The 23,126-nt window shown below is 74.8% G+C and carries 20 protein-coding genes; 11 read left to right on the top strand and 9 right to left on the bottom strand.

Features of this window, described 5'->3' with window-relative positions:
• The first annotated feature begins 81 nt into the window (after positions 1-81).
• The 3 genes from JK356_RS12615 to JK356_RS12605 all read left to right on the top strand — a co-directional run bounded on the left by JK356_RS12615 (position 82) and on the right by JK356_RS12605 (position 6,136).
• Positions 82-2,955 (top strand): FAD-binding and (Fe-S)-binding domain-containing protein, encoded by a 2,874-nt coding sequence (locus JK356_RS12615; RefSeq protein WP_201867771.1) that lies wholly within the window; start codon positions 82-84, stop codon positions 2,953-2,955.
• Positions 2,956-3,094: 139 nt separating this feature from the next.
• Positions 3,095-4,354 (top strand): glucarate dehydratase family protein, encoded by a 1,260-nt coding sequence (locus JK356_RS12610; protein ID WP_201867770.1) that lies wholly within the window; start codon positions 3,095-3,097, stop codon positions 4,352-4,354.
• Between the two features lie 234 nt (positions 4,355-4,588).
• Complete coding sequence (locus tag JK356_RS12605; protein WP_201867769.1) at positions 4,589-6,136, top strand: sodium:solute symporter family protein; 1,548 nt, start codon at positions 4,589-4,591, stop codon at positions 6,134-6,136.
• 85 nt (positions 6,137-6,221) lie between these two features.
• Here JK356_RS12605 and JK356_RS12600 read toward each other — a convergent pair whose 3' ends face one another.
• Both JK356_RS12600 and JK356_RS12595 read right to left on the bottom strand, forming a co-directional pair.
• On the bottom strand, positions 6,222-6,515 hold the full coding sequence (locus JK356_RS12600; protein ID WP_201867768.1) for a hypothetical protein: 294 nt from the start codon (positions 6,513-6,515) through the stop codon (positions 6,222-6,224).
• Between the two features lie 189 nt (positions 6,516-6,704).
• Entirely contained in the window at positions 6,705-7,805 is a 1,101-nt protein-coding gene (locus JK356_RS12595; protein WP_201867767.1) for a citrate synthase 2, read from the bottom strand.
• 181 nt (positions 7,806-7,986) lie between these two features.
• Here JK356_RS12595 and pdxH point away from each other — a divergent pair, with 181 nt between their 5' ends.
• Positions 7,987-8,637 (top strand): pyridoxamine 5'-phosphate oxidase, encoded by a 651-nt coding sequence (pdxH, locus tag JK356_RS12590; protein WP_201867879.1) that lies wholly within the window; start codon positions 7,987-7,989, stop codon positions 8,635-8,637.
• A 374-nt stretch (positions 8,638-9,011) separates the two neighbouring features.
• Here the strand turns inward: pdxH and JK356_RS12585 are convergent, their stop codons facing one another.
• Complete coding sequence (locus JK356_RS12585; RefSeq protein ID WP_201867766.1) at positions 9,012-9,734, bottom strand: SIS domain-containing protein; 723 nt, start codon at positions 9,732-9,734, stop codon at positions 9,012-9,014.
• Positions 9,735-9,829: 95 nt separating this feature from the next.
• Here JK356_RS12585 and JK356_RS12580 point away from each other — a divergent pair, with 95 nt between their 5' ends.
• Complete coding sequence (locus JK356_RS12580) at positions 9,830-10,522, top strand: metal-dependent transcriptional regulator (RefSeq protein ID WP_201867765.1); 693 nt, start codon at positions 9,830-9,832, stop codon at positions 10,520-10,522.
• A gap of 112 nt (positions 10,523-10,634) precedes the next feature.
• Here JK356_RS12580 and JK356_RS12575 read toward each other — a convergent pair whose 3' ends face one another.
• From JK356_RS12575 to JK356_RS12565, 3 genes are all read right to left on the bottom strand, one after another.
• Positions 10,635-12,260: a transporter gene (locus tag JK356_RS12575; RefSeq protein ID WP_201867764.1), complete on the bottom strand. Its 1,626-nt coding sequence runs from the start codon at positions 12,258-12,260 to the stop codon at positions 10,635-10,637.
• Positions 12,257-13,111, bottom strand: a complete 855-nt coding sequence (locus tag JK356_RS12570; RefSeq protein WP_201867763.1) for an ABC transporter ATP-binding protein — start codon at positions 13,109-13,111, stop codon at positions 12,257-12,259. The genes JK356_RS12575 and JK356_RS12570 overlap by 4 nt, the downstream gene beginning before the upstream one ends.
• 81 nt (positions 13,112-13,192) lie before the next feature.
• Complete coding sequence (locus JK356_RS12565) at positions 13,193-13,876, bottom strand: bifunctional DNA primase/polymerase (protein ID WP_201867762.1); 684 nt, start codon at positions 13,874-13,876, stop codon at positions 13,193-13,195.
• Positions 13,877-14,041: 165 nt separating this feature from the next.
• Here JK356_RS12565 and JK356_RS12560 point away from each other — a divergent pair, with 165 nt between their 5' ends.
• From JK356_RS12560 to purU, 4 genes are all read left to right on the top strand, one after another.
• Positions 14,042-15,451 (top strand): transcriptional regulator, encoded by a 1,410-nt coding sequence (locus tag JK356_RS12560; RefSeq protein WP_201867761.1) that lies wholly within the window; start codon positions 14,042-14,044, stop codon positions 15,449-15,451.
• 393 nt (positions 15,452-15,844) lie between these two features.
• On the top strand, positions 15,845-17,062 hold the full coding sequence (locus JK356_RS12555; RefSeq protein WP_201867760.1) for a hypothetical protein: 1,218 nt from the start codon (positions 15,845-15,847) through the stop codon (positions 17,060-17,062).
• Positions 17,063-17,112: 50 nt separating this feature from the next.
• Positions 17,113-17,559 carry a hypothetical protein gene (locus JK356_RS12550; protein WP_201867759.1) on the top strand — a complete coding sequence of 149 codons (447 nt, stop codon included), beginning with the start codon at positions 17,113-17,115 and terminating at the stop codon, positions 17,557-17,559.
• 39 nt (positions 17,560-17,598) lie between these two features.
• Positions 17,599-18,510, top strand: coding sequence for a formyltetrahydrofolate deformylase (gene purU / locus JK356_RS12545; protein ID WP_201867758.1), 912 nt, complete (start codon positions 17,599-17,601; stop codon positions 18,508-18,510).
• Positions 18,511-18,533: 23 nt separating this feature from the next.
• On the opposite strand, the gene JK356_RS12540 is transcribed toward purU, so the two are convergent.
• Together JK356_RS12540 and JK356_RS12535 are read right to left on the bottom strand one after the other, a co-directional pair.
• Complete coding sequence (locus JK356_RS12540; RefSeq protein WP_201867757.1) at positions 18,534-19,844, bottom strand: zf-HC2 domain-containing protein; 1,311 nt, start codon at positions 19,842-19,844, stop codon at positions 18,534-18,536.
• Entirely contained in the window at positions 19,841-20,491 is a 651-nt protein-coding gene (locus tag JK356_RS12535; protein ID WP_201867756.1) for a sigma factor, read from the bottom strand. The genes JK356_RS12540 and JK356_RS12535 overlap by 4 nt, the downstream gene beginning before the upstream one ends.
• 169 nt (positions 20,492-20,660) lie before the next feature.
• Here JK356_RS12535 and JK356_RS12530 point away from each other — a divergent pair, with 169 nt between their 5' ends.
• Together JK356_RS12530 and JK356_RS12525 are read left to right on the top strand one after the other, a co-directional pair.
• Entirely contained in the window at positions 20,661-21,047 is a 387-nt protein-coding gene (locus tag JK356_RS12530) for an STAS domain-containing protein (protein ID WP_201867755.1), read from the top strand.
• Positions 21,048-21,236: 189 nt separating this feature from the next.
• Entirely contained in the window at positions 21,237-21,803 is a 567-nt protein-coding gene (locus tag JK356_RS12525) for an ATP-binding protein (RefSeq protein WP_201867754.1), read from the top strand.
• Positions 21,804-21,907: 104 nt separating this feature from the next.
• On the opposite strand, the gene JK356_RS12520 is transcribed toward JK356_RS12525, so the two are convergent.
• Positions 21,908-23,122 (bottom strand): NAD(P)/FAD-dependent oxidoreductase, encoded by a 1,215-nt coding sequence (locus tag JK356_RS12520; protein WP_201867753.1) that lies wholly within the window; start codon positions 23,120-23,122, stop codon positions 21,908-21,910.
• Positions 23,123-23,126 lie beyond the last annotated feature (4 nt).

The raw sequence follows: 23,126 nt of genomic DNA, 5'->3' as shown, positions 1-23,126 counted from the left end.
TGTGAGGGGAGCGTCTGGCTGATGTGACGCTTCTGTGCGTGGTGTGGCGACCGCGGCGTCCGGGTTGGGCAGGCTGGGGGCATGAACCAGGCAGAGCGCGGCGAGCGGGAACGGGCGGAACTGGCGGCGGCACTGCGGGGCGCGGTGCGCGGCGAGGTCGGGGCGGGCGCGGCCGACCGCGCGCTCGTCACGATGGACGCCTCCAACTACCGGCGGATTCCGGACGCGGTGGTCGCCCCGCGCGACGCGGAGGACGTGGCCGCCGCGCTGGCGGTGTGCCGGGAGCGCGGCGTGCCGGTGGTGGCGCGCGGCGGCGGCACCAGCATCGGCGGGCAGGCCACGGGCACCGGCGTGGTGCTGGACTTCACCCGCCACATGAACCGCGTGCTGGCCATCGACCCGGCGGCGGGCACGGCGGTCGTCGAGCCGGGCGTCGTCTGCGACCAGCTGCGCGCGGCCGCCGCGCCCCACGGGCTGACGTTCGGCCCCGATCCGTCCACGCACGGCCGCTGCACGCTCGGCGGCATGATCGGCAACAACTCCTGCGGCTCGCACTCCGTGGCCTGGGGCACCACCGCCGACAACGTCGAGGCGCTGACCGTCCTGACGTACGGCGGCGAGCGGGCCCGCCTGGCGCCCGGCGGGGAGGGCGTGCCGCGTGCGCTGCGCGAGGCCGGGCACGCGCTGGCGGACGGGCACCTCGCGCTGCTGCGGACCGGGTTCCCCGCGCTGCCGCGCCGCATCTCCGGCTACGCGCTGGACGCGCTGCTGCCGGAGCGCGGCCGCGACTGGGCCCGGGCGTTCACCGGCAGCGAGGGCACGCTCGGCGTCGTCACCGAGGCGACGGTGCGGCTGGTGCCGGTCCCGGCGGCGCGGGCGCTGGCCGTGCTCGGCTACGCGGACGAGAACGCGGCGGCTGAGGCGGCGGCCGGGCTGCTGCCGCACCGGCCGCTGACGGTCGAGGGCATGGCGGCGGACCTGGTGGCGGCTCCGGCGGCGCGGGCGGCGCTGCCGCGCGGCGGGGCCTGGCTGTTCGTGGAGACGGGCGGCGAGTCGCCGGCGGCGGCGCGGGCGGCGGCCGAGGCGCTGTGCCGGGCGGCGGAGGGCACGACGGGACACGCGGTGGTGGCGGACGCGGCCGGGCAGCGCGCGCTGTGGCGGATCAGGGAGGACGCCGCGGGCACGGCGACGCGGCTGCCGGACGGCGGCGAGGCGTGGCCCGGCTGGGAGGACTGCGCGGTGCCGCCCGCGCGGCTGGGTTCGTACCTGCGGGAGTTCCGGGCGCTGCTGCGGCAGCACGGCCTGCGGGGCGTGCCGTACGGGCACTTCGGCGACGGCTGCATTCACGTGCGGATCGACTTCGACCTGCTGTCGTCCGGCGGGGTGCGGCGGTTCAGGGAGTTCTCGGTGGCGCTGGCCGATCTGGTGGTGGCGCACGGCGGTTCGCTGTCGGGGGAGCACGGGGACGGGCTGGCGCGCTCGGAGCTGCTGCCGCGGCTGTACGGGGAGGAACTGACGGGCCTGTTCGGCGCATTCAAGGCGGCCTGGGATCCGGACGGCCGGCTCAATCCGGGCGTCATCGCGCCGCGCCCGGCGCCGCTCGACGCGGACCTGCGGTTCGCGGGGCTGCCGCGCGGCGGGGTGCCGGTGGTGTTCGGTTATCCGGACGACGGCGGGGACTTCACGGCGGCCGTGCGGCGGTGCGTGGGCGTCGCGAAGTGCCGTGAGACCGGCGAACGCGGGCCCGGCAAGGGCAAGTCGGTGATGTGCCCCTCGTACCGGGCGACGCGTCAGGAGCGGCACAGCACCCGGGGCCGGGCGCGGCTGCTGCACGAGATGCTCACGGGCGAGGTCATCACCGGCGGCTGGCGGTCGCCCGAGGTGGCCGAGGCGCTCGACCTGTGCCTGTCGTGCAAGGGCTGCCGCTCGGACTGCCCGGTCGGGGTCGACATGGCCACCTACAAGGCGGAGTTCCTGCACCACCGGTACGCGCGGCGGCTTCGCCCCGCCTCGCACTACGCGCTGGGGTGGCTGCCCCAGTGGCTGCGGCTGGCGGCGGCGCTGCGGCTGGTGCCGCTGGTGAACGCGGCGTCGCGGCTGGGGCCGCTGGCGGCGCTCGGCAAGCGGCTGGCGGGCGTGGACCCGCGGCGGCCGCTGCCGCGCCTGCCGCGGGTGCCGTTGCGGCGGCTGCTGGCGGACCTGCCGCTGCTGCCCACACACCCGGACCGCGCGGGGGAGACGGGGCCGGTGGTGCTCTTCCCCGACACGTTCACCTCCTACCTGTCGCCGGAGGCGGGCGTCGCCGCGGCGCGCGTGCTCCGGGCGGCGGGCCTGTCACCGGTGCTGCCGCGCGGGCAGGTGTGCTGCGGGCTGACCTATGTCTCGACCGGCCAGCTCGACCGGGCGCGTGCGGTGCTGCGCCGCACCGTGGCGCGGCTGGCGCCCGCGGTGGCCGCGGGCGCGACGGTGACGGTGCTGGAGCCGCCCTGCGCCGCCGCGCTCCGCACCGACCTGCCGGAGCTGCTGCCGGACCACCCAGGAGCCCGCGAACTGGCGCGCGCGGTGCGGACGTTCGCCGAGACGCTGCGGGAGCGGGCGCCGTCGTGGCAGCCGCCGCGGCTGGAGCGGCCGGTGGCGGGGCAGACACACTGCCACCAGCACGCGGTGCTCGGCGAGGACGCCGACCGGTGGCTGCGTGCCCGTGCGGGACTGACCGGTGAGCTGTCGGGCGGCTGCTGCGGGCTGGCGGGCAACTTTGGTTTCGAGAAGGGGCATTACGAGGTGTCCGTGGCCTGCGCGGAGGACGAGCTGCTGCCGTCGGTGCGCTCCGCCCCGCCGGGCGCGGTGCTGCTGGCGGACGGCTACTCGTGCCGCACCCAGCTCGGGCAGCTGGGCGGCCACCGGGCGCGGCACCTGGCGGAAGTGCTGGCCGACGCGCTGCCACCGGCCTCCTGACGGGGTAGGCATTCATACATCTGAACGACGTTCGAACCCTTGACGGCCTACTAGGCCACTTCTACAGTTGCGACAGCCGTTCATGGGAATGTCCGGCGTTTAGATATGTGAATGCTAGCGATTGCGCGGGTGGCAGCGGATGCACATACGCGAGATACACCTCACCCCCGTCGCCTTCCGTGACCCGCCCCTGCTCAACGCCACCGGCGTGCACGAGCCGTGGGCGCTGCGGACCATCGTCGAGGTGGTCAGCGACGAAGGCATCAGCGGGCTCGGCGAGACCTACGGCGACGCCTCCCATCTCCGGTTGCTGCAGGACGCGGCCCGCGAGGTCACCGGCGTCAGCGTCTACGCCCTCAACGAGCTGTACGCCAGGGTCGCGGCAAGCGTCGGCACCGGAGTCTTCACCGACCAGCACGGCCTGACCGGCGCGGGCACCAACCAGAAGACCGTCGACGCCGTCTTTGCCGCCTTCGAGACCGCCTGCCTCGACATCCGAGGCAAGGCCGAGGGCGTCCGCGTCGCCGACCTGCTCGGCGGGCCGGTGCGCGAGGCCGTCCCCTACAGCGCCTACCTCTTCTACAAGTGGGAGGCGCACCCGGACGGGGAGCCCGACCGCTTCGGCGCCGCCCTCGACCCCGAGGGCATCGTCGCCCAGGCCCGGCTCTTCGCCGACGAATACGGCTTCCAGTCACTGAAGCTCAAGGGCGGCGTGCTGCCCCCCGACGAGGAGGCCGAGGCCGTGCGCGCGCTGCGCGAGGCGTTCCCCTCGCTGCCGCTGCGCATCGACCCCAACGCCGCCTGGACGCCCGCCACATCCGTCCGCATCGGCAACGACCTCGCCGGCGACCTGGAGTACCTGGAGGACCCCACTCCCGGCATCGAGGGCATGGCCGAGGTCGCCGCCAAGGTCCCCATGCCGCTGGCGACCAACATGTGCGTCGTCACCCACGAGCACCTGCCTCCCGCCATCGAACAGCGGGCCATCGGCGTACTGCTGACGGACCATCACTACTGGGGCGGGCTGGTGCGCTCGACGCAGGTCGCCGCGCTGTGCGACACGTTCGGCCTCGAGCTGTCCATGCACTCCAACTCCCACCTGGGCATCAGCCTGGCCGCCATGACCCACCTGGCCGCCTCGCTGCCGAACCTCGCGCACTCCTGCGACACCCACACCCCGTGGCAGGACGGCCAGGACGTGGTCGCCCCCGGCGCGCTGCGCTTCACCGAGGGAGCCGTGCCGCTGCCGGACGGGCCCGGCCTCGGCGTGGAACTCGACCGCGACGCGCTGGCGGTCATGCACGAGCAGTACGAGAAGTGCGGCATCAGGCGCCGCGACGACACCGCGTACATGCGCCGCTTCGAGCCCGGCTTCCAGCCCAAGCACGGCCACTGGTAACCCCCCCGGCCCCCAACTCCTTCCGCCCCCGTCCCCCTCCCCGCCCCTCCCCGCCCTTCTCCGCTCTTCCGCCCGCTCCTCCGCTCTCCGCTCCCTCTTCCCCCTCCTTGCTCCTCCTCCCCCTCCCCTCCCCCTTCTCCCTCTCCTCCCTCTCCTTCCCCTCCCGCCCTCCCGACCCGTCGTGTCCCCGCCCCGTCCCGTCCCCTGTCCCGTTCCTCGCGTTAAGGAGCCGCGATGTCCGCGCTGGACTGGATCGTGGTCGCTGCCTACTTCCTCGTGGTGGTAGCCATCGGCTGGTGGTCGAAGAACCGCATCCACACCGTCTCCGACTTCTTCACCGCACGAGGCCGTATCCCCTGGTGGCTGTCGGGCATCTCGCACCACATGTCCGGGTACAGCGCGGTGATGTTCGTCGCCTTCGCCGCCGTGGCGTACGACACCGGCTTCACCGTCTACGTCTGGTGGGCACTGACCATCGGTCTGGGCATCGGCATCGGCGCCTTCCTCTTCGCCGCCCGGTGGAACCGGCTGCGCGCCAAGCACGGCGTCGATTCGCCGTTGCAGTACCTGACGCAGCGCTACAACCTGCCCACGCAGCAGGTGCTCGCCTACAGCGGCGCCGCCCTGAAGGTCGTGGACATCGCCGCCAAGTGGGTCGCCATCTCCGTGCTGCTGCAGGGTTTCGCCGACATCCCGCTGGCGTGGGGCATCGCCTTCACCGGCGTCGCCACCATGGCCTACATGACGGTCGGCGGCCTGTGGGCCGATGTCCTCACCGACATGGGCCAGTTCGTCATCCAGGCGGTCGCGGGCATCGCCATGGTCATCGCCGTCGCCGGTGAACTCGGCGTCGGCTTCCCGTTCACCATGTGGGGCGACCTGCCCGACGGGCACGGCGACCCCATCGCCGGCGACGTCACCCTCATGCTGGTGCTGGCGTTCCTGCTGGTGAAGACCTTCGAATACAACGGCGGCATGTGGAACCTGGCGCAGCGGTACATGTCCGCGCCCTCCGGCTCCGAGGCCAAGCGCGCGGCGCTGCTGTCGTCGGTGCTGTGGCTGGTCTGGCCGATGGTGCTGTTCATGCCGATGTTCGCGGCCCCGCTGATCGTTCCCGGCCTGGACAACGGCGAGGAGTCCTACATCGAGATGGCCAAGGAGCTGCTGCCCGCCGGGCTCATCGGCCTGATGCTCGCCGGGTTCTTCTCCCACACCATGGCGATGGTGGCCTCCGACTCCAACGTCATCACCGCCGTCATCACCCGCGACATCGCGCCCGTCATCGCGCCCCGGGTACGGCGGTTCAGCGACGCGGCGCAGCTGATGTTCGCCCGCATCACGACCGTCAGCTTCGTCTCCCTCAGCATGATCATCGCCATCACCACGGGAGGCGAGGGCTTCGTCCTCGAGGTCGTGGTCGATCTCGTGGCGGCCACCATGGGGCCGATATCCATCCCGCTGATGCTCGGCATGCTGCCGTGGTTCAAGCGGAACGGACCCACCGCCGCCATCGTCTCGTGGGCCGGCGGCCTGGCGGTCTGGTACGTGGTCCAGTACATCGTGGAGGACGCCAGCCAGGCGCAGACCGTGGGCCTGCCGCTGGCCACCTCGCTGGTGCTGTACGTGCTCGTCGGCTTCCTCAGGCCCGAGGGCACCCCCGAGCGCGCGGCCCTGGTCGACTCCCTGCGCACCGATCCCGCGGACGCCGCGGCGGCGGCCGGCGGCGCAGGCGAGCGCGGCGACCGGCCGGACGCGCCGGAGAAGCAGCTCAGCGCGGGCTGACCCCACGGGCGCGGGCACGGGCGCCGGGAGCGGCGCGCGTGCCCGCGCCGCCGTTGCCTGCCAGGGACGCCCCGGCGGGGCGGCGTCAGGTCGCCACCCGCGTGCACATGCCGCAGGAGTTGCACCACCACAGCGCCCCGTTGGCGTTCACGTCACCGCTGCCGCAGCCTAAGCACTCCGGGCCCGCCACACAGGCCGTCACGTAACGTGGCGACGCGGCCGCCTGCCGCTCCGCCGCCTGCCGCTCCGCCGCGAAGCACACCAGGCACAGCGGCTGCGCCAGGCCCGGTAGTTTCACGGGCCGGACCCGGCAGGCCAGGCAGGGGTCCACCCCTACCGTCACGGGATCGAGCCGATGCTGCGCGGATCTGGCCGTCATGCGCGTTCGCCCCCTTGCGTCGTCCCCCTCGGCGGGGATGGCCACACGCGGTAGGGGGATCGTAACGGAGGAGACAGGTGTGCCAGCGCGGAATGGCGGGCTTCAGGCGGGAAAAGCCCCAATGCGCCAGGGAGCACGCCCGGCGCGCGCCGCGCCCGCTCCGATCCGCGGCGGCAGGTGCGCGAGCGGTCAGCCCACGGCCCGCGCCGGCCGCGGTGCCGGGCCGGTGTAGCGGGCGGTGGGGCGCACCAGGCGTCCGGTCCGCTTCTGCTCCAGGATGTGGGCGGACCAGCCCGCCGTGCGGGCGCACGTGAACATCGCCGCGAACATCTCGCCCGGCACCTCGGCGAAGTCCAGCAGCACCGCCGCCCAGAACTCCAGGTTCGTCGCCAGCACCCGGTCCGGCCGCCGCTCGCGCAGCGCCGCCAGCGCCGCCCGCTCCAGCGCCGCGGCGGCCCCGAAGCGCGGCGCGCCCAGCTCCCGCGCAGTGCGCCGCAGCACCCGCGCCCGCGGGTCCTCGGCGCGGTAGACGCGGTGGCCGAAGCCCATCAGGCGCTGCCCCGCGTCCAGCGCGCGCCGCACGTACGCCTCGGCGTCACCGGTGCGTTCGACCTCCTCGAGCATGCCCAGCACCCGCGAGGGCGCCCCGCCGTGCAGCGGGCCGGACATCGCGCCGACCGCGCCCGACAGGGCCGCCGCCACGTCTGCGCCCGTGGAGGCGATGACGCGGGCGGTGAACGTCGAGGCATTCATGCCGTGTTCAGCGGCGGCCGTCCAGTAGGCGTCGATGGCCGCCACGTGACGCGGATCGGGCTCACCGCGCCAGCGGCGCAGGAAGCGCTCGGCGAAGCCGTCCGCCTTGTCGATCTCCCGCTGCGGCACGACCGGCAGACCGCTGCCCCGCGCCGACTGCGCCACGTAGCTGAGCGCCATCACGGCGGCGCGCGCGAGGTCGTCCCTGGCCTGCCGCTCGTCGATGTCCAGCAGCGGCCGCAGCCCCCAGGCGGGCGCCAGCATCGCCAGCGCCGCCTGCACGTCCACCCGCACGTCCCCGGACCGCACCGGCAGCGGGAACGGCTCGGCCGGCGGCAGGCCCGGCTCGAAGGAGCCGTCCACCAGCAGGCCCCACACCTTCTCGAACGGCACCCGGCCCGCCAGCTCCTCGATGTCGACGCCCCGGTAGCGCAGGGCGCCGCCCTCCCGGTCCGGCTCGGCGATCTCGGTCTCGCACGCGACGACTCCCTCGAGTCCGGGGACGAACCGGGGCGTGACGGGCGGATGCGGCTCCATGGCGCCACTGTAACCACCGTGGGCCACCGGGGGTTCGCGGGACGGATTCCGGCACGAGCGGCCGATGTCAGTCGCGTGTTGCAAGATATGCCCCGTGTCCCACGCCGACAGCAGCACAGACCGCACCACCGACTCCGTTTCCGCCTCTCCGCAGGCCTCCCCGCAGCTCGACCCCGCCGCCATGCGCGCCCGGTACCGCGCGGCCGGGCTCGACGAGAAGGACCTCGCCGCCGACCCGGTGACACAGTTCGGCCGCTGGTTCCGCGAAGCCGCCGGCAGCGGGCTGCACGAGCCGAACGCCATGGTCCTCGCCACGGCCGACGCCTCAGGCGTGCCCAGCTCGCGCACGGTCCTGCTCAAGAGCTTCGACGAGCGCGGCTTCGTCTTCTTCACCAACTACGGCTCCCGCAAGGGCCGCGAGATCGAGGCCAACCCGCACGTCTCGCTGCTCTTCCCCTGGCACGGCGTCGCCCGCCAAGTGATCATCTCCGGCCGCGCCGAGCGCACCGGCCGGGACGAGACGGTGGCCTACTTCCGCACCCGGCCGCACGGCTCGCAGCTGGGCGCCTGGGCCAGCGAGCAGTCCTCGCGCGTGGCCTCCCGGGCGGAGCTGGACCGGCTGTACGCGGAGCTCGCCGAACGGTACCCGGAGGGGGAGGACGTGCCCGCGCCGCCGCAGTGGGGCGGCTACCGCGTGGTGCCGTCGGCGGTGGAGTTCTGGCAGGGCCGGGAGAACCGCCTGCACGACCGGCTGCGGTACGTGCGCCGGGAGGACGCCGGGGGCGAGCGGGGCGGGGCGGCGGCCTGGACCGTCGAGCGCCTGTGCCCGTAGCCCGTGCCGTGCCCGGCGGCGGGCACCAGCAGACAGGCACCAGCAGACGGGCACAAAAAACGACCCGCGGGCCTGGTCCCCTCCGGCGCTGGGCGCCGGCGGGGAGCCGGCCGGACGTTACCGGCGGCCCGCGGATCGGGTGACTGCTTGGGATTGGCCGGCTGCGCCGGCACCACGTGGTGTGGGACGGCGGCTAGGCCGCAGCCACCTCACGCGTCCGGTCATCACTCATCTGCCGGATCACCTCCCTTCTCGTGTGCCCTCCACGCTAGGGGCGGGAAGCAACGGCAGCAACGCATTTATTGTCCGGCGCTGTTCTCCCCGGTTTTCCGGGCCATGTTCCGGTGCGGGGCCGCGGCCCCGCACCGGCGCGGTCAGGCCCGCCGCCACAGAATCCGGTCGGCGTGCTGGGCCAGCAGGCGGTCGTTCCACTCGCGCCCGCCGTCCACGTTCGCCGAGCGCAGCACCGGCGGCGTGATGCCGCGCGCGGCCAGCAGCCCGGCCGCCTCGGCCATCACCGCCTGCGCGAGCGCCGCGCCCACCACCGTGGAGACCGGGCCGAACGGCGCCCCCACGCCCTCGGCCGTGAGCGCGGCGTCCCCGACGGGGACCTTCGTGTCGAGCACCACATCGCAGTGGTCCGCCAGCCGGCCGCCGTACGCGGCGGCGGACGTGAGCCCGATCACGCGCAGCCCCCGCTGCCGTGCGTGCGAGGCGAGTTCGACGGGCAGCGCGTTCTTGCCCGACAGCGAGACGACGAGCAGCAGATCTCCCGCGCGGGCCGGGCTGGTGTCGAGCGCGGCGGCCGCGAGCCCGCTCAGCCGCTCCAGCGCGGTGCCGAGCGTGGCGGGGACCGTGGCGACCCCGGTAGCGCCCGGTATCGCAAGGAGGTTGACCAGGGCGAGGCCTCCCGCGCGGTAGACGAGGTCCTGTGCGATGAGCGCGCTGTGCCCGGCTCCGCTGGCGAAGACCGTGCCGCCCTCGGTTACGGTGGCAGCAACCATTCCCGCGGCACGGCCGACGGCTTCGACCTCCTCCTCCCTTACTCTGCGCAGCAGTTCGGTCACGGAATCGAAGTAGCGGCTGGCGAGTTCCATGGGGGCGGCCCCTCTCTCCGCAGTGCGGGAACGGTTGTCACAGCCATACGTCAGAATTGGACCAGGGCCACCGCACGAGACATCGAGGGGCTTTCATGTCCGGACTCATCGACACCACCGAGATGTACCTCCGCACCATCCTGGAGCTGGAGGAAGAAGGGGTGGTCCCGATGCGCGCGCGCATCGCCGAGCGGCTGGAACAGAGCGGTCCGACGGTCAGCCAGACGGTTGCCCGCATGGAACGCGACGGCCTGCTCAAGATCGCGGGGGATCGCCACCTGGAGCTGACCGACCAGGGCAGGCGGCTGGCCGAGCGGGTCATGCGCAAGCACCGTCTCGCCGAGTGCCTGCTCGTGGACGTCATCGGCCTGGAGTGGGAGCAGGTGCACGCCGAGGCGTGCCGCTGGGAGCACGTGATGAGCGATGCCGTCGAACGACGGGTGCTCGAACTGCTGGACCACCCGACCGAGTCGCCGTACGGCAACCCCATCCCGGCCCTGGCCGAGCTGGGGGAGAAGGGCGAGCCCGACCCGTTCCTGGGCGAGGGCATGGTCGCGCTGTCCGAGCTGGCGACGGAAGACGGCAAGACGGTGATCGTCCGCCGCATCGGCGAGCCAGTGCAGACCGACCCGCAGGTGATGCAGACCCTGCGGCGGGCGGGGGTGCAGCCCGGTGCCTCGGTGAGCGTGACGGCGGGTACGTCCGGGGGCGTACAGGTCGGCAGCGGCGGTGAGTACGCCGAGCTGGCGCCGACGGTCGCGATGCACGTCTTCGTCGCCACCGCGTGACGCTCGTTCCGCGCCGCGCGCGGGGGACCACCGGCCAGGCCGGGCAGGCTGACGCCGCCACGCCCGGCCGGCCGTGCCACCGGCGGACGGTTGCCGCGGCGGGCGCGGGCGGTCAGGCCCGGCTGACCGCCTGGAGGATCTCCGGCAGCCGGGCGTAGGCCGTGCGCGCCGCGAGCCGCAGGCCCAGCCAGGCCGTGACCGCGCCATACACCGCGCCCACCGGCAGCACCAGCCACACCAGGTCCTCGGCCGTGCGGTACAGCAGCACGTCGAGCGCGATCACCGGGGCGCACAGCAGCGCGCCGGCCGCGATCCCGCCGATGATGCCCGTGTACGCCAGCGCGCCCTGCCCCGCGGCCACGTTCCGCATCGGGTTGTCCTCGGGGATGGAGTACGGGTAGCGCGCCGAGGTGAGGGCACCCGCCCCGACGAGCGCGCCGAGCAGCGCCCAGGCCAGGCCCAGCGCGTCGCTGAACGTCCCCCACTGCCCGAACAGCGCGGCGCCGCAGCACACCACCAGCGCCGTGTACGGCGTGGCGATCAGCAGGATCGCCAGGGCCCGGCCGCGCAGTTCGAGGTAGGCGTCGCGCGGGCTGGTGATGGTCTGCGCCACCAGCCAGAAGGCGCTGTAGTCCTGCCCGAACTGGTTGAACATCGTCAGCGCCAGCATCCCGGCGGCCCAGCAGGAGTGGTACAGGCTCTCGGTCCCCTGCACCGCGAAGACCACGGGCAGCAGCAGCCCCATGCCCAGCGCGGCGGCCCAGCCCATCTTCGTCTTCGGGTCGCGCCAGGCGTACCGCAGCGAGCGTTCCATCACGGTCCCGGTACGGCCCCCGGGCAGCCACCTGGCGAGGCCGGTGCCCGCCCGGCGCCGCTGGCGGGCCTGGCCGGCGGGCGGGGCGAGCGTGGAGGCGTCGGGCGCGGTCATCAGCCGCGTCAGCGTCCGGCTCCACCACCACAGCAGAAGCAGCAGCAGCGCTGCCGTGCCGAGCAGCCCGTACGCGACCGTGCCGTGCTCCCCCTCACCGGCCGCCCGCACCGCGTCCACGGCCGAGACCGGCGGAATCCAGCGCACGATGCCGGCCGTGGTCTCAAGCGGGCCGTAGTCCTCGGCCTCGGCGACGCGCGTGTAGACCACGTTCATGCCCTGGAGGCCGAAGGCGACCAGCAGGCCGGAGAAGATCGCCAGGTCACGGCCCTTCCGGCTGCCCAGCATCCGGGCGTTGGCGGTGGCCAGGGCCCGCGCCAGCGCCGCGCACACCAGCAGCACCAGCGGCACCGCCACCACCGCCGTGGCCGCGCCCGCCGCGCCGTGCGCGAGGGCCGCCGCCGCGCCGGCCGTGATGAGCACCGTGAACAGCGGGCCGAGGCCCAGCACCGAGGCGGTGAGCTGGGCGGCCAGCAGCGGCCGGGGCCGCAGCGGCAGCATCGCCAGCCGCACCGGGTCCAGCGTCTCGTCCACGGCGCTGACGAACAGCGGCGCGAACGCCCAGCCCAGGACCAGGGGGGTGAGGAGCGACAGCGTCACGTCGGCGGCGTGCTCGTGCCCGCGCAGCGCCAGCATGCCGAGCGCGGACAGCCCGCCGATGCCCACGACGAAAACGGCCGTGGTCAGGAACACCGCCGTGCGCCCGGTGGTCTGCCGCACGCCGTTGCGGATCAGCGACAGCTTCAGGCGCGCGAACGTCGCGACGACGGTGCGGGTGTCCGCCGCGCCCGCGGTGACCGCCGCGCTCATCTGCCACCGCCGAGCCAGTCCAGGTCGTGCCCCTGCGGGTTGCCCCGCGAGGCGCCGACCAGCGCCAGGAACGCGTCCTGGAGCGACGGGGCGTCGCCGCGCACCTCGGCCAGCGGCCCCTGGGCCCGGATCCGCCCGGCGGAGATCACGGCCACCCAGTCGCACAGCGACTCGACCAGCTCCATGACGTGGCTGGAGAAGACGACCGTGGCGCCCGAGTCCGTGAAGCGCTCCAGCACCCCGCGGATCGTCTGCGCCGACACCGGGTCCACGCCCTCGAACGGCTCGTCGAGGAACAGCACCTCGGGGTTGTGCAGCAGCGCCGCGGCCAGGCCGATCTTCTTCCGCATGCCGGTCGAGTAGTCGACGACCAGCTTGGACTGGGAGCCGGACAAATCCAGCAGGTCGAGCAGCTGGTCCGCGCGGCGTTCCACCTCCGGTCCGGGCAGCCCGCGCAGCCGGCCGAGATAGGTCAGCAGCTCGCGCCCGGAGAGCCGCTCGAACAGCCGCAGGCCCTCCGGCAGCACGCCGATCCGGGACTTCACGGCGACGGGATCGCGCCACACGTCGTGCCCGGCGATCTCCACCGTGCCCTCATCGGGCCGCAGCAGGCCGGTGATCATCGACAGCGTGGTGGTCTTGCCCGCGCCGTTGGGGCCCACGAGGCCGATGAACCGGCCGGCCGGGAGATCGAGGTCGATCCCGGCCACGGCCGGCTGCTCCCCGAAGGTCTTCCACAGCCCGCGCACCCGCACGGCGGGCGTGCCCGGCTCACCGGATATGCCCGCGATGCCGTCCGCCGTGCGGTCCGTTTCGCCGCTTCTTCTGCCGTTCTCCCCCTGGTCAGCCATGCGTCACACCCTACGGTGCGCCGTACGGACCGGTAACGCGGCCCGGCGCCGGGCACGCCCGCACGCGCCGGACCGCCCGGGTCAGTGCGGCTCGCGGGCGCAGGCGTAGGCGAGCACCGGCAGCAGCTCCGCCGCGTCGGGCAGCCAGCGGTTGGCCGTCGTCGGCTCGCGCACCCACAGCACGCCGCCCCGCGTCCCCATGCGCGTCGGCGGGGCGGGCACCAGCTCGCCCTCGCCCCGTGGCCTGATGTCGATGGCCCCCGGCGTGTACCCCGCCTGCCGCAGCGCCTCCTGCGACGCCTTGGCCGCGCCGCCCGGCAGCACGAAGTACATCATCCGGCCGTACGGCGTCGAGCTGACCGGCCCCAGCGCCACCCCCATCCGTTCCATCCGCGCCAGCGCCAGGCAGCCCGCGGTCTCCGGCACGTCCAGCACGTCGAACGTCCGCCCCGTCGGCAGCAGGATCGACGCCCGGGGGCACTCGGTCCACGCCCGCCGGACGGCGGCGCCGTTGCTCGTCGCCCGCGTGGGCCAGCTCGCGTCCATGGGGTGCGCCCCCGGCGCATCGCAGCCCAGCAGGCCGCACGAGCATTCCGGCACGCCCCGTTTGGCCACGGTCAGCCAGGTGCCCGGCAGTACGTCCCAGTGCCGCTCCGTCGCGTACCACAGGGCGTGGTCCCGCAGCGGGGCGTCACGGTGCGGGGGGCTCCCCGGCGGGGCTTCCGGGGAGAACGTGACTCCGGTGGTCTCTGCACGCTCGTTCACGTCGAACACAACTCCGCTCGCCCGGATGGGTTACGGTCCGCCTGAAGGTTGTCTCCCCGCCATGGTCCGCATCCGGGGCGCATCGGTGCATCAGCGGGGGCGTACGGGATGGTACGGCCCCGTAACGGGCAGTCATGTGCCGGGTGCCCGGAGGGAGCGCAGCTGATGACGTCAAGACCACTGATCGCCCGGCAGCCGAACGAGCGCCTGCTGGCCCTCATCAAAGAGGCCGGCTGCTCCAACGCCGGACTGGCGCGCCGGGTCAACATGTGCGCCGCCGAACGCGGCCTCGACTTCCGTTACGACAAGACCTCGGTGGCCCGCTGGATCAGGGGGCAGCAGCCACGCGGCCGCGCGCCGGACATCATCGCCGAGGCGCTGGGCCGCAAGCTCGGCCGGGCGGTCACCGTCGACGAGATCGGCATGGGCACCACCCGGCAGCTCGGCTCGTCCGTGGGCCTGCACTTCGCGGCCGGGCTGAGCGAGTCGCTGGAGCACGCCACCGAACTGTGGCGCACCGACGTCGCCCGCCGGGAGAACGGCGAGGGGAGCCGGACCGCCCCGCAGGGCTCCGGCGCGGCCCACGTGGCGCCCGCCGCGCTGGTCGAGCCCAGCCGCGACTGGCTCATCACGCCGCCCGACGCGGAGGTGGCGCGGACGTCCGGGCCGCGGGTGGGCGAGGCCGACGTCGAGGCGGTCCGCGCCACCACGGCCGCGCTCATCGACCTCGACCGCCGCTGGGGCGCCGGGCACGTGCGGCCCGTCGTCGTCCACTACCTCAACAGCGTCGTCGCCGGGCTGCTGACCGGCTCCTACCGCGAGCAGACCGGGCGCAGCCTGTTCGCCGCGGCCGCCCGGCTGACGGAACTCGCCGGCTACATGGCCGTCGACAGCGGCCTGCCCGGCCTCGCGCAGCGCTACTACATCCAGGCGCTGCGGCTGGCGCAGGCGGCCGGTGACCGCGGCTTCGGCGGCTACGTGCTGGCGGCCGGCATGAGCCACCTCGCGGCCCAGCTCAGCAACCCGCGCGAGGTCATCCAGCTGGCGCGCGCCGCGCAGGAGGGCGCGCGCGGCCGGACCACGCCGCGCGCTGAGGCCCTGTTCCTGGCGGCCGAGGCGCGCGGGCACGCCCAGCTCGGCGACGCCGAGGGCTGCCGCCGGGCGGCCTCCGCCTCGCTGGCCGCCATGGACCGGGCCGGGGACACCGCGTCGGACGCCGAGCCGCCGTGGATCCGCCACTTCGACGCCGCCTACCTCGCCGACGAACTCGCCCACTGCCACCGGGATCTGGGCCAGGGCCGCGCCGCCCAGCGCCGTGCTGCCGAGGCTCTGGCCGGCCACCCGGCCGGGCGGGCGCGGCGGCGGGCCATAGGGATGCTGGTGATGGCGACGGGGCAGCTCCAGGAGGGTGAGCTGGAACACGCCTGCCGCACGGCGGAGGAGGCGGGGACGCTGCTGACGGGCCTGCGTTCGGGGCGCGGCACGGAGTACATGACGGATTTCACCTCGCGCCTCGTCCCGCACCGGCGCGAGCCGGTGGTGCGGGAGTTCGCGGCCCGGTGGGGCACGAGCTGAGCTGTTCGACTCCCCTTCAGGGAAGCCGGTAGCGTGAGGCGCGTGACGAGCCAGCCACGACGGGACGACGAGCCCCGCGAGGGGATAGTGCTGCCCAAAGACGGCGAGCCGCGGGACCCGAGCACGCAGTCGAACGCCGGCCCTGGTGCGGGCGGCACCCTGCCGTCCACGGGCCAGCCGTGGGGCCAGCCGTGGGGGCCGGGCGCCACGCCGCCGGCCTCGCCCGCGCCTGCTCCGCAGGCCCCGCCAGCCCCGCAGGCTCCCGCGGCACCGCCGGTGCCGCCCGCCGCTGGCGGGCCGCCGGGACAGCCTGTCATGCCCCCGGCACCGCCGGCCTCACAGGTTCCGCCCGCGCCGCAGGTTCCCCCGGCTTCGCAGGCGCCAGTGCCTCCGGTGCCCGGCACCGCACCGGGCGCGGCACCCGTGCACCCGCCTGCCAGCACGGCCAGCGGCCCGGCTGAGCCCGCCGCGGGGCGGCCCGAACTGCCCAGCCGCGCCACGCCGGAACGGCCGCAGACGCCGCCGACCGTGAACGACGAGGCGGCCACCGAACTCATCCCGCCGGTCCGGGACGTGGAGTCCACGACCCGGATCCGCCCGGTGTCCCCGTCGGGCCCGGCCCCGGTCGACTCCGAGGGCGCCACCGAGCTGATCCCGCCGGTGACCGACGCTCCCGCTCCGGGCTCGCCCGAGGACACCACCCGGCTGCGCCCGGTGCGCCCCCGGCGCCGGCACGCCGCGGCCCCGCCGTCTGCACCGTCGTCCACACCGTCCATGCCGGCCGCCGGCGGCAGCGGCGGCACCGGTGACAGCGGCGTCGCCGCCACCCAGGCGCTGCCGAAGATCCCGGCGGACGACGAGGGAGAGTTCGACGGCCTGTTCCGCTCCGCCGCCCAGCGGCAGCAGCGGCCGGGACCCGGGACCCCGGCTCCGCGCCGGCGGATGCCGGTGCCGCTGGTCGCCGCCGTCGTCGTCGGCTGCGCGGTGATCGGCTTCGCGGCCGGGGCGCTGTTCAGCGGTGGTGGCGGCAGCAGCGACGACGGCGGTGAGCAGAGCACCACCGAGACCACCGAGCAGGAGAACGGCGGCGCCGACAGCGACGGCAGTGACGCCGAGAACGGCGGCGCCGGTGACGAGGAGGACGAGGAGGAGGCCCGCCGCCAGGCCGAGGCCCTCTCCTCGCTGCTGGAGGACAGCAACGCCAGCCGCGACGCCGTGATCAGCGCCGTGGACAGCATCCGCAACTGCCGGCGCCTGGACGCGGCCGCCACCGACCTGCGCGACGCCGCCGCGCAGCGCGAGAGCCTGGTGGAGCGGCTGGCGGAGCTGGAGCTGGACGCGCTGCCTGAGGGAGAGGAGCTGGCGGCCGCGCTGCGGGAGGCGTGGGAGGCGTCCGCCGAGGCCGACGCGCACTACGCGGACTGGGCGGACGACGTGCGGGACGACCGCAGGCGGCTGTGCCGCGGCGGCCAGGCCCGGCACACCGGCAGCGCCAACGACGGCGACACCGCCAGCGGCGAGGCCACCGCCGCCAAGGAGCGCGCCGCCGAGCTGTGGAACCCGGTGGCCGAGCGCTACGGGCTCCCGGAGAGGTCGGCGAGCCAGCTGTGAGCAGGGGGTCACCAGCAAGGGCTTCCGGACCGGGCCGCCGTTCCACCACCATGGTGCGCATGCCGCTCAACGACATGCCCTGGTGGCGCTGGCGCGCCCACGTGCGCTCGGCGCTGCACATGCTTTCCGATCCCGTGTTCCACCAGGAGTGCTGGGTCGCCGGCGTCCCCGGCTACGGTGACGTCACCGACGCGGTGTACCGCCTCGTCGAGGACACCTGGCTCGACAACTGGTCGGCCGAGAAGTACGTGGGCACGATCTTCCGCGATGCCCAGGAGGCCGCGCTCGTCGACGCGGCCGTGCTGCGGGTGCTGCGGATCCTGCACCAGGTCGGTGCCGACGCCCCGGTCGCGTCGTACTTGCAGCACCCGTCCTGGCCCGATGCCGTGCAGGCCGCCCGCGAGGCGCACGTGCTGCTCGCCGTCAACGACGGGGACGACCCGGACACCAGGCCGGGGACGCTCCAGGAGCTGGCGGCGACCGTGCACGCGGTCTGAGGCACACGGTCCGCCTGGGATGTGCCACGCTAGGGAACCATGACCGCCCAGTCCCCCGCACCGGCTCCGGCGCCGGACGAGCCCGCCCCGGCCGCCCGGCCCTCGCAGTACATCCTCACGCTGTCCTGCCCGGACAAACCGGGCATCGTGCACGCCGTCTCCAGCTACCTGTTCATGACCGGCTGCAACATCGAGGACAGCCAGCAGTTCGGCGACCGCGACACCGGGCTGTTCTTCATGCGGGTGCACTTCTCGGCCGTCGAGCCCGCGCTCACGCTGGCCAAGCTGCGCGCCAGCTTCGCCGCCGTCGGCGACTCGTTCCAGATGGACTGGCAGCTGCACCCGGCGGGGGAGAAGATGCGGGTGCTGCTGATGGTCAGCAAGTTCGGGCACTGCCTGAACGACCTGCTCTTCCGCGCCCGCACCGGCGCCCTGCCGATCGAGATCGCGGCCGTCGTCTCCAATCACACCGACTTCGCCGAGCTGTCGGCCTCCTACGGCGTGCCGTTCCACCACATCCCGGTCACGCCCGACACCAAGCCGGAGGCCGAGGCCCGGCTGCTGCGGATCGTCGAGGAGGAGAACGTCGAGCTGGTGGTGCTCGCCCGGTACATGCAGGTCATCTCGGACGACCTGTGCAAGCGGCTGGAGGGGCGCATCATCAACATCCACCACTCCTTCCTGCCGAGCTTCAAGGGCGCGAAGCCGTACCACCAGGCGCACGCCAGGGGCGTGAAGCTGATCGGCGCGACCGCCCACTACGTGACGGCCGAACTGGACGAGGGTCCGATCATCGAGCAGGAGGTCGAGCGCGTGGGGCACGAGCAGACCCCCCAGCAGCTCGCGGCCGTCGGCCGGGACGTGGAGTGCCAGGCGCTGGCGCGCGCGGTGAAGTGGCACAGCGAGCGCCGGGTGCTGCTCAACGGCCGCCGGACCGTCGTCTTCGCCTGACCCGCCTGAAGGCGCCGGCCGGCTCACAGCCGGGACAGATCCGCCGCCGCGAACAGCACGTCGTGCACGGCGTGGGGATCGCCGTCGGCGCCCGAGGCGGCCTCATCCGGCGCGATCCGGCCGGCGGCGAGCTGGCACAGCACCACGTCGTCCAGGGCGACGTGCGCCACGGCGCGGCGGGCGGCGGCGCGCGAGACCGTGGCGGCGGGCGAGTCCAGCGGGATGTACCAGTCGCCGCCGCCCGCGCCCTCCACCTCCAGGTGCACCGTCCGGCCCGGCCGCCCCGCCGTGGTCAGCCGGGCGGGGAGCGTGCCGAGCCCGGCGCGCCTGCGGTCCGCGAGGGAGGCGGGCAGCCGCCGCGCGGTGAAACCGACCAGCAGCCGCAGGTGCGGCCCGAGCGGCCGGCCGTACGGGTAGCTGACGGCCTCGGCGATGTCAGCGCCGTGCACCCAGCAGGCGAACGCGCGGTCCAGGTAGGCGTCGGACAGGGCCAGGGCGCCACCGGCGTCCGCGCCCGGGCCCGGGAACGGCCCGGCGGCGCCGCCGTACGCGCCGGGCCGCACCATCCGCTCGCCGGCGCGTCCTGAGGTGCGTGCGGCCGCCCGTACCAGCGCACGGGACTGCTCGCGCCACGGCCGCCACGCCCGGCCGGGCCCGTGGCCGGGCGTGCCGTCGCTGGAGCCGCCGCCGTCGGTCCCGCCGTCACGGGCGTCCCGCTCGCTTCCGCCGCTCTCCCAGCGCGCCCGGGTGCGCGCGGCCGGGTCGCGGGAGGCCCCCTCACCGAGCGGGTCGGGCAGGCCGACGGCCCGGGCGAGCAGCCCGTCCACGGCCATCAGGTGGTCCAGGACCCCGGCGACCGTGGTCCCGTGCTCCTCCCAGGTCTTGCCCGCGAACCAGCGCAGCCGGACCGGGGCCCGCCACTCGTCGGCGGTGATGTCGGTCAGCAGCGCGTCGAGCCGGGCGGCCTCCGCGTCGTACGGCGCGGCCCAGGCGGGCACGGGGTGTGACGCGGGGCGGCGCGCCAGGCAGCTGTCCAGGACGCGCGGGCGCAGGCGCGGGTCGAGGTCGAGGCGGCGGCGCGGGGTCAGCCGCGCGGCGGCGTCGCGCAGCCGGAGCGCCTCGTCGGCGCAGGGCGCGCAGTCGCTGAGATGCGCCTCCAGACAGCGCGCCTCCTCGGGCGGGCAGGCGCTCAGCGCCCAGGCACCGAGGAGGGACATCAGCTCCTGGTGGGTGGGGCGGCACGGGCCGTGCGGCGGCACGTCAGGCGGGCCGCCGCCGCTGCCGGCGGTCCCGCCGTCCCCCCGGGCCGAGGCCGCGGGGGGAGCCGGGCTCACCGTTCGCCCCCGGCCGCCGCCCCCGTGCCCGCCGGATACTCGGCGGCCGTGGCCAGCAGCTGGAGCGCCAGCCGGAGCCGGCGGCGGGCCTCGGCGCCGGAGATGCCGAGGCGCTGGGCCGCGAGGCGGTAGTCGTGGCACTCGAAGTGGGTCAGCTCCAGCGCCCGGAGCAGCGGCTCGGGCATGGCGGAGACGATGTAGTCGGCGCGGGCGGCGGTGGCCGCGGCGCGCACCCGCTCATCCGGCAGCGGCGGGGCGGCGCCGTCCGGGGCCGTTGTCTGAGGCCGTTCCGCCGGCCGTTCCCCGGGCGGCTGCTCCGGCTGCGGCTTGGGAAGTGCTGCCCGCAGTCTCTCCCGCAGCAGGTCCACGGCCCGGCGGTGCGCCTCGGCGGCGATCCACGAACGCAGCGGGCCCCTGGCCGGGTCGTACGCCTCCGGGTGCTGCCACAGGTGACCGAGCACGTCCCCGGTGACCTGCGACGCGGCCTCGTCGGCCGGGCCGGCGGGGGCGCCGTCGAACGCCCGCTGGGCGATGCCGAAGGCCAGAGGGGCGAAGCGGTCATAGACCTCCGCGAGGGCGGCGGCCTCGCCGCTCAGGAGCCGGTCCCGTATGCTCCGGTCCCAGTGCGGTGGCGTCTCGTGTCCCATGCAGGCCCCCACCCTCCTCTGGTTCCCGCGGCAACCCCGGGCCCCGTGCGTACGTCAAATGTAGTGCGAGGGACTGTTCCGGCGCGCCCCGCACGTGGCTCGCGCCCGTACGCGCGCGGGGCGGACGGCGGTGCGGAACAGGGCCCGGCAGCGATCGAGGTGAGAGCACGTGACGTTGACAGTGCGAGCGGAGCAGCGCTCCGAGTGGTCCGTGCTGCGTGTGGCCGGTGAGCTGGACATGGCCACCTCGCCCACGGTCCGCCAGCACGTCCACGACGCCGTGGCCGAGGGACGCCGGTTCCTGGTGCTCGACCTCTCCGAGGTGTGGTTCTGCGACTCCAGCGGGATCGGTGAGCTGGTCGCCGCGCGCCGCCTGATGCGGTCGTGCTCCGGGCAGCTGCGGCTGATCCTGCCGGCGCACGGGGCGGAGGAGGGGTCGCACGTCAACCGCGTGCTCGCGGCGCTGGGCGTGCGGCGGCTCTTCGACTGCTTCGCGGACCTGGAGTCCGCCGCCGACGCCGAGGCGAAGCCGCTCGCCCCCACGTCCCTTACGTAGCGCACACGGTTCACTACCCTCTGTTCGATAGCGTCGCTGAACGCTCGTACAGTTCGCAGGGGTCGTACTCCTTTGCGCCGGAATATGCCTGATTCGCTTGTTGTCCGGCTCGCCTGTCAACCATGCTGTCCTGCACCTGGGTTGCCGGGGTATGTGGCGATGTGTCCGCCGGTTCGGATGGTGTGAACGGTGCAGGTGCTGGTGAAGCAGCTTGAGGTCGGACCCGACCCCGCCGAGGTGGGGCGCGCGCGGAGGTGGGTGCGGGCCCAGTTCGGCAGAGGGCAGCCCTGCCCCGTCCGTCCTGGCCCCGCGGAGACCGACACCCTGGTGCTGCTCGTCTCCGAGCTGGTGACCAACGCGGTGGTGCACACCGGCCGGCCGGCCGTGCTGCGGCTGTGCGTGGGGCGGGACGACGGGGCCGGAAGCGGGGCCGGGACCGGCGAAGGCGGCGACGAGGGCGACGAGGGCGACGAGGGCGACGGGTGTAGCGACGAGAGGGGCGTGCCGGTGCGTCTGGAGGTGACCGACGGCAGCAGCCGCGCCCCCCGGCCGCGGCGCGCGGCGGGAGAGGACACCGGTGGCCGGGGCCTTGAGCTGGTAGAACTCCTCGCCGACCGCTGGGGCTGGCAGCGCGAAGGAGACGGCAAGCGCGTGTGGTGTGAGGTGGACTGCCGCGCGAAGCGCGATGCGCCCCCCGGCAGGGGCGCAAGGTTCCCGCTGGCTATTGACGGGATGTGCCGCTCTGCTCACTCTTAGGAATGGCCGGGACCCGGTCCTTCGGAGGCGGGCCGGGTCACGGGGGAGACGCGTGGCGAGGGGACGCCGAGGACACGTTCCGCCGGTTCCTCGGCGAGTGCGCGTCACCCAGCCCGGCCCCTGGCCCGCTGTGAGGACAGGGGCCGGGATGATCCGAGCCGCCTGGCGACCGCGTTGGCGATCTTCACGGCATCCCGGGAGAGTTCGCGCAGCATGCCGCTGATGGGGTTGGCGTAGCCGGTGAAGTACAGCCCCGGCGCCGCCGGGTGCGTCTGCGCCCCGTGCACCAGCGGCAGCCCCCGGCCGTCGAGCAGTCCGAGGTGGCCGACCAGCGGTTCCAGGCCGCGCCGGTAGCCGGTCGCGGCGATCACCGCGTCCGGCCGCAGCCGCGCCCCGTCCGCCAGCACGACCTCGTCGCCGTCGAAGGAGGCCACCGCGGCGACCGGCTCGACCAGCCCGCGCTTCACGGCGCGTACCAGCCCGGTTCTGCCGGTGTCGAGGACGGGGATGGCGCCCTGGCGCACCCGCGTGTACAGGCCGGTCTCCGGGCGCGGCAGCCCCTTGTCGCTCAGGTCCGGCAGCAGCCGCTCGAGCGGGCGGGCGGCGCGGTCGACGAGCCCGGTCGGCAGACGGCGGCAGAGGATGGCGCCGGCCTGGGCGGGCCAGCCGAGGGTGGAGCGGCGCAGGATGTGCGGCACGGAGCGCACGGCCAGCCGCACCCGCCCGGCGCCGCCGAACGCGAGGTCGGCGGCTATCTCGGCGCCGGTGTTGCCCGCGCCGACGACGAGCACGTCCCGCCCGGCGAAGCGGCTGGGCTCGCGGTAGTGCCGGGCGTGGAGCAGCTCGCCCGTGAAGTCTTCGGCGCCCGGCCAGTCGGGCATGCGGGGGGTGTGGTTGTAGCCGGTGGCGACGACGACGGCGCTGGCGCGCAGCACCCGGCCGCCGTTGGCGCGCAGCAGCCAGCCGCGGTCCGGGTCGTGCGGGCCTGCGGCGCCGTCCGGGTCGCGGTCGATGCGGCCGACCTCGACGCCGGTCGCCAGGTCGATCCGGTGGTGCCGTGCGTAGTCCTCCAGGTACGCCACGAAGTCGTCCCGCCGGACCCAGCGGCCCGCGGCGCGGGGGATGGGCAGGCCGGGCAGGGACGACCAGCGGCGCGTGGTGTGCAGGCGCAGCCGGTCGTAGTGGGCGCGCCAGGAGGCGCCGACGGCGTCGGACTTCTCGACGACGACGGCCCTGATGCCGTGCGCGCCGAGCGCGGCGGCCGCTGCCAGGCCACCCGGGCCGGCGCCCAGCACGTGAACGGGGTGGCGAGGTCGCATCCTC

It is taken from the genome of Streptomyces sp. 7-21 (genome assembly GCF_016741785.1).
GTDB lineage: Bacteria > Actinomycetota > Actinomycetes > Streptomycetales > Streptomycetaceae > Streptomyces.
This window is presented reverse-complemented; position numbering and strand designations above follow the sequence as displayed.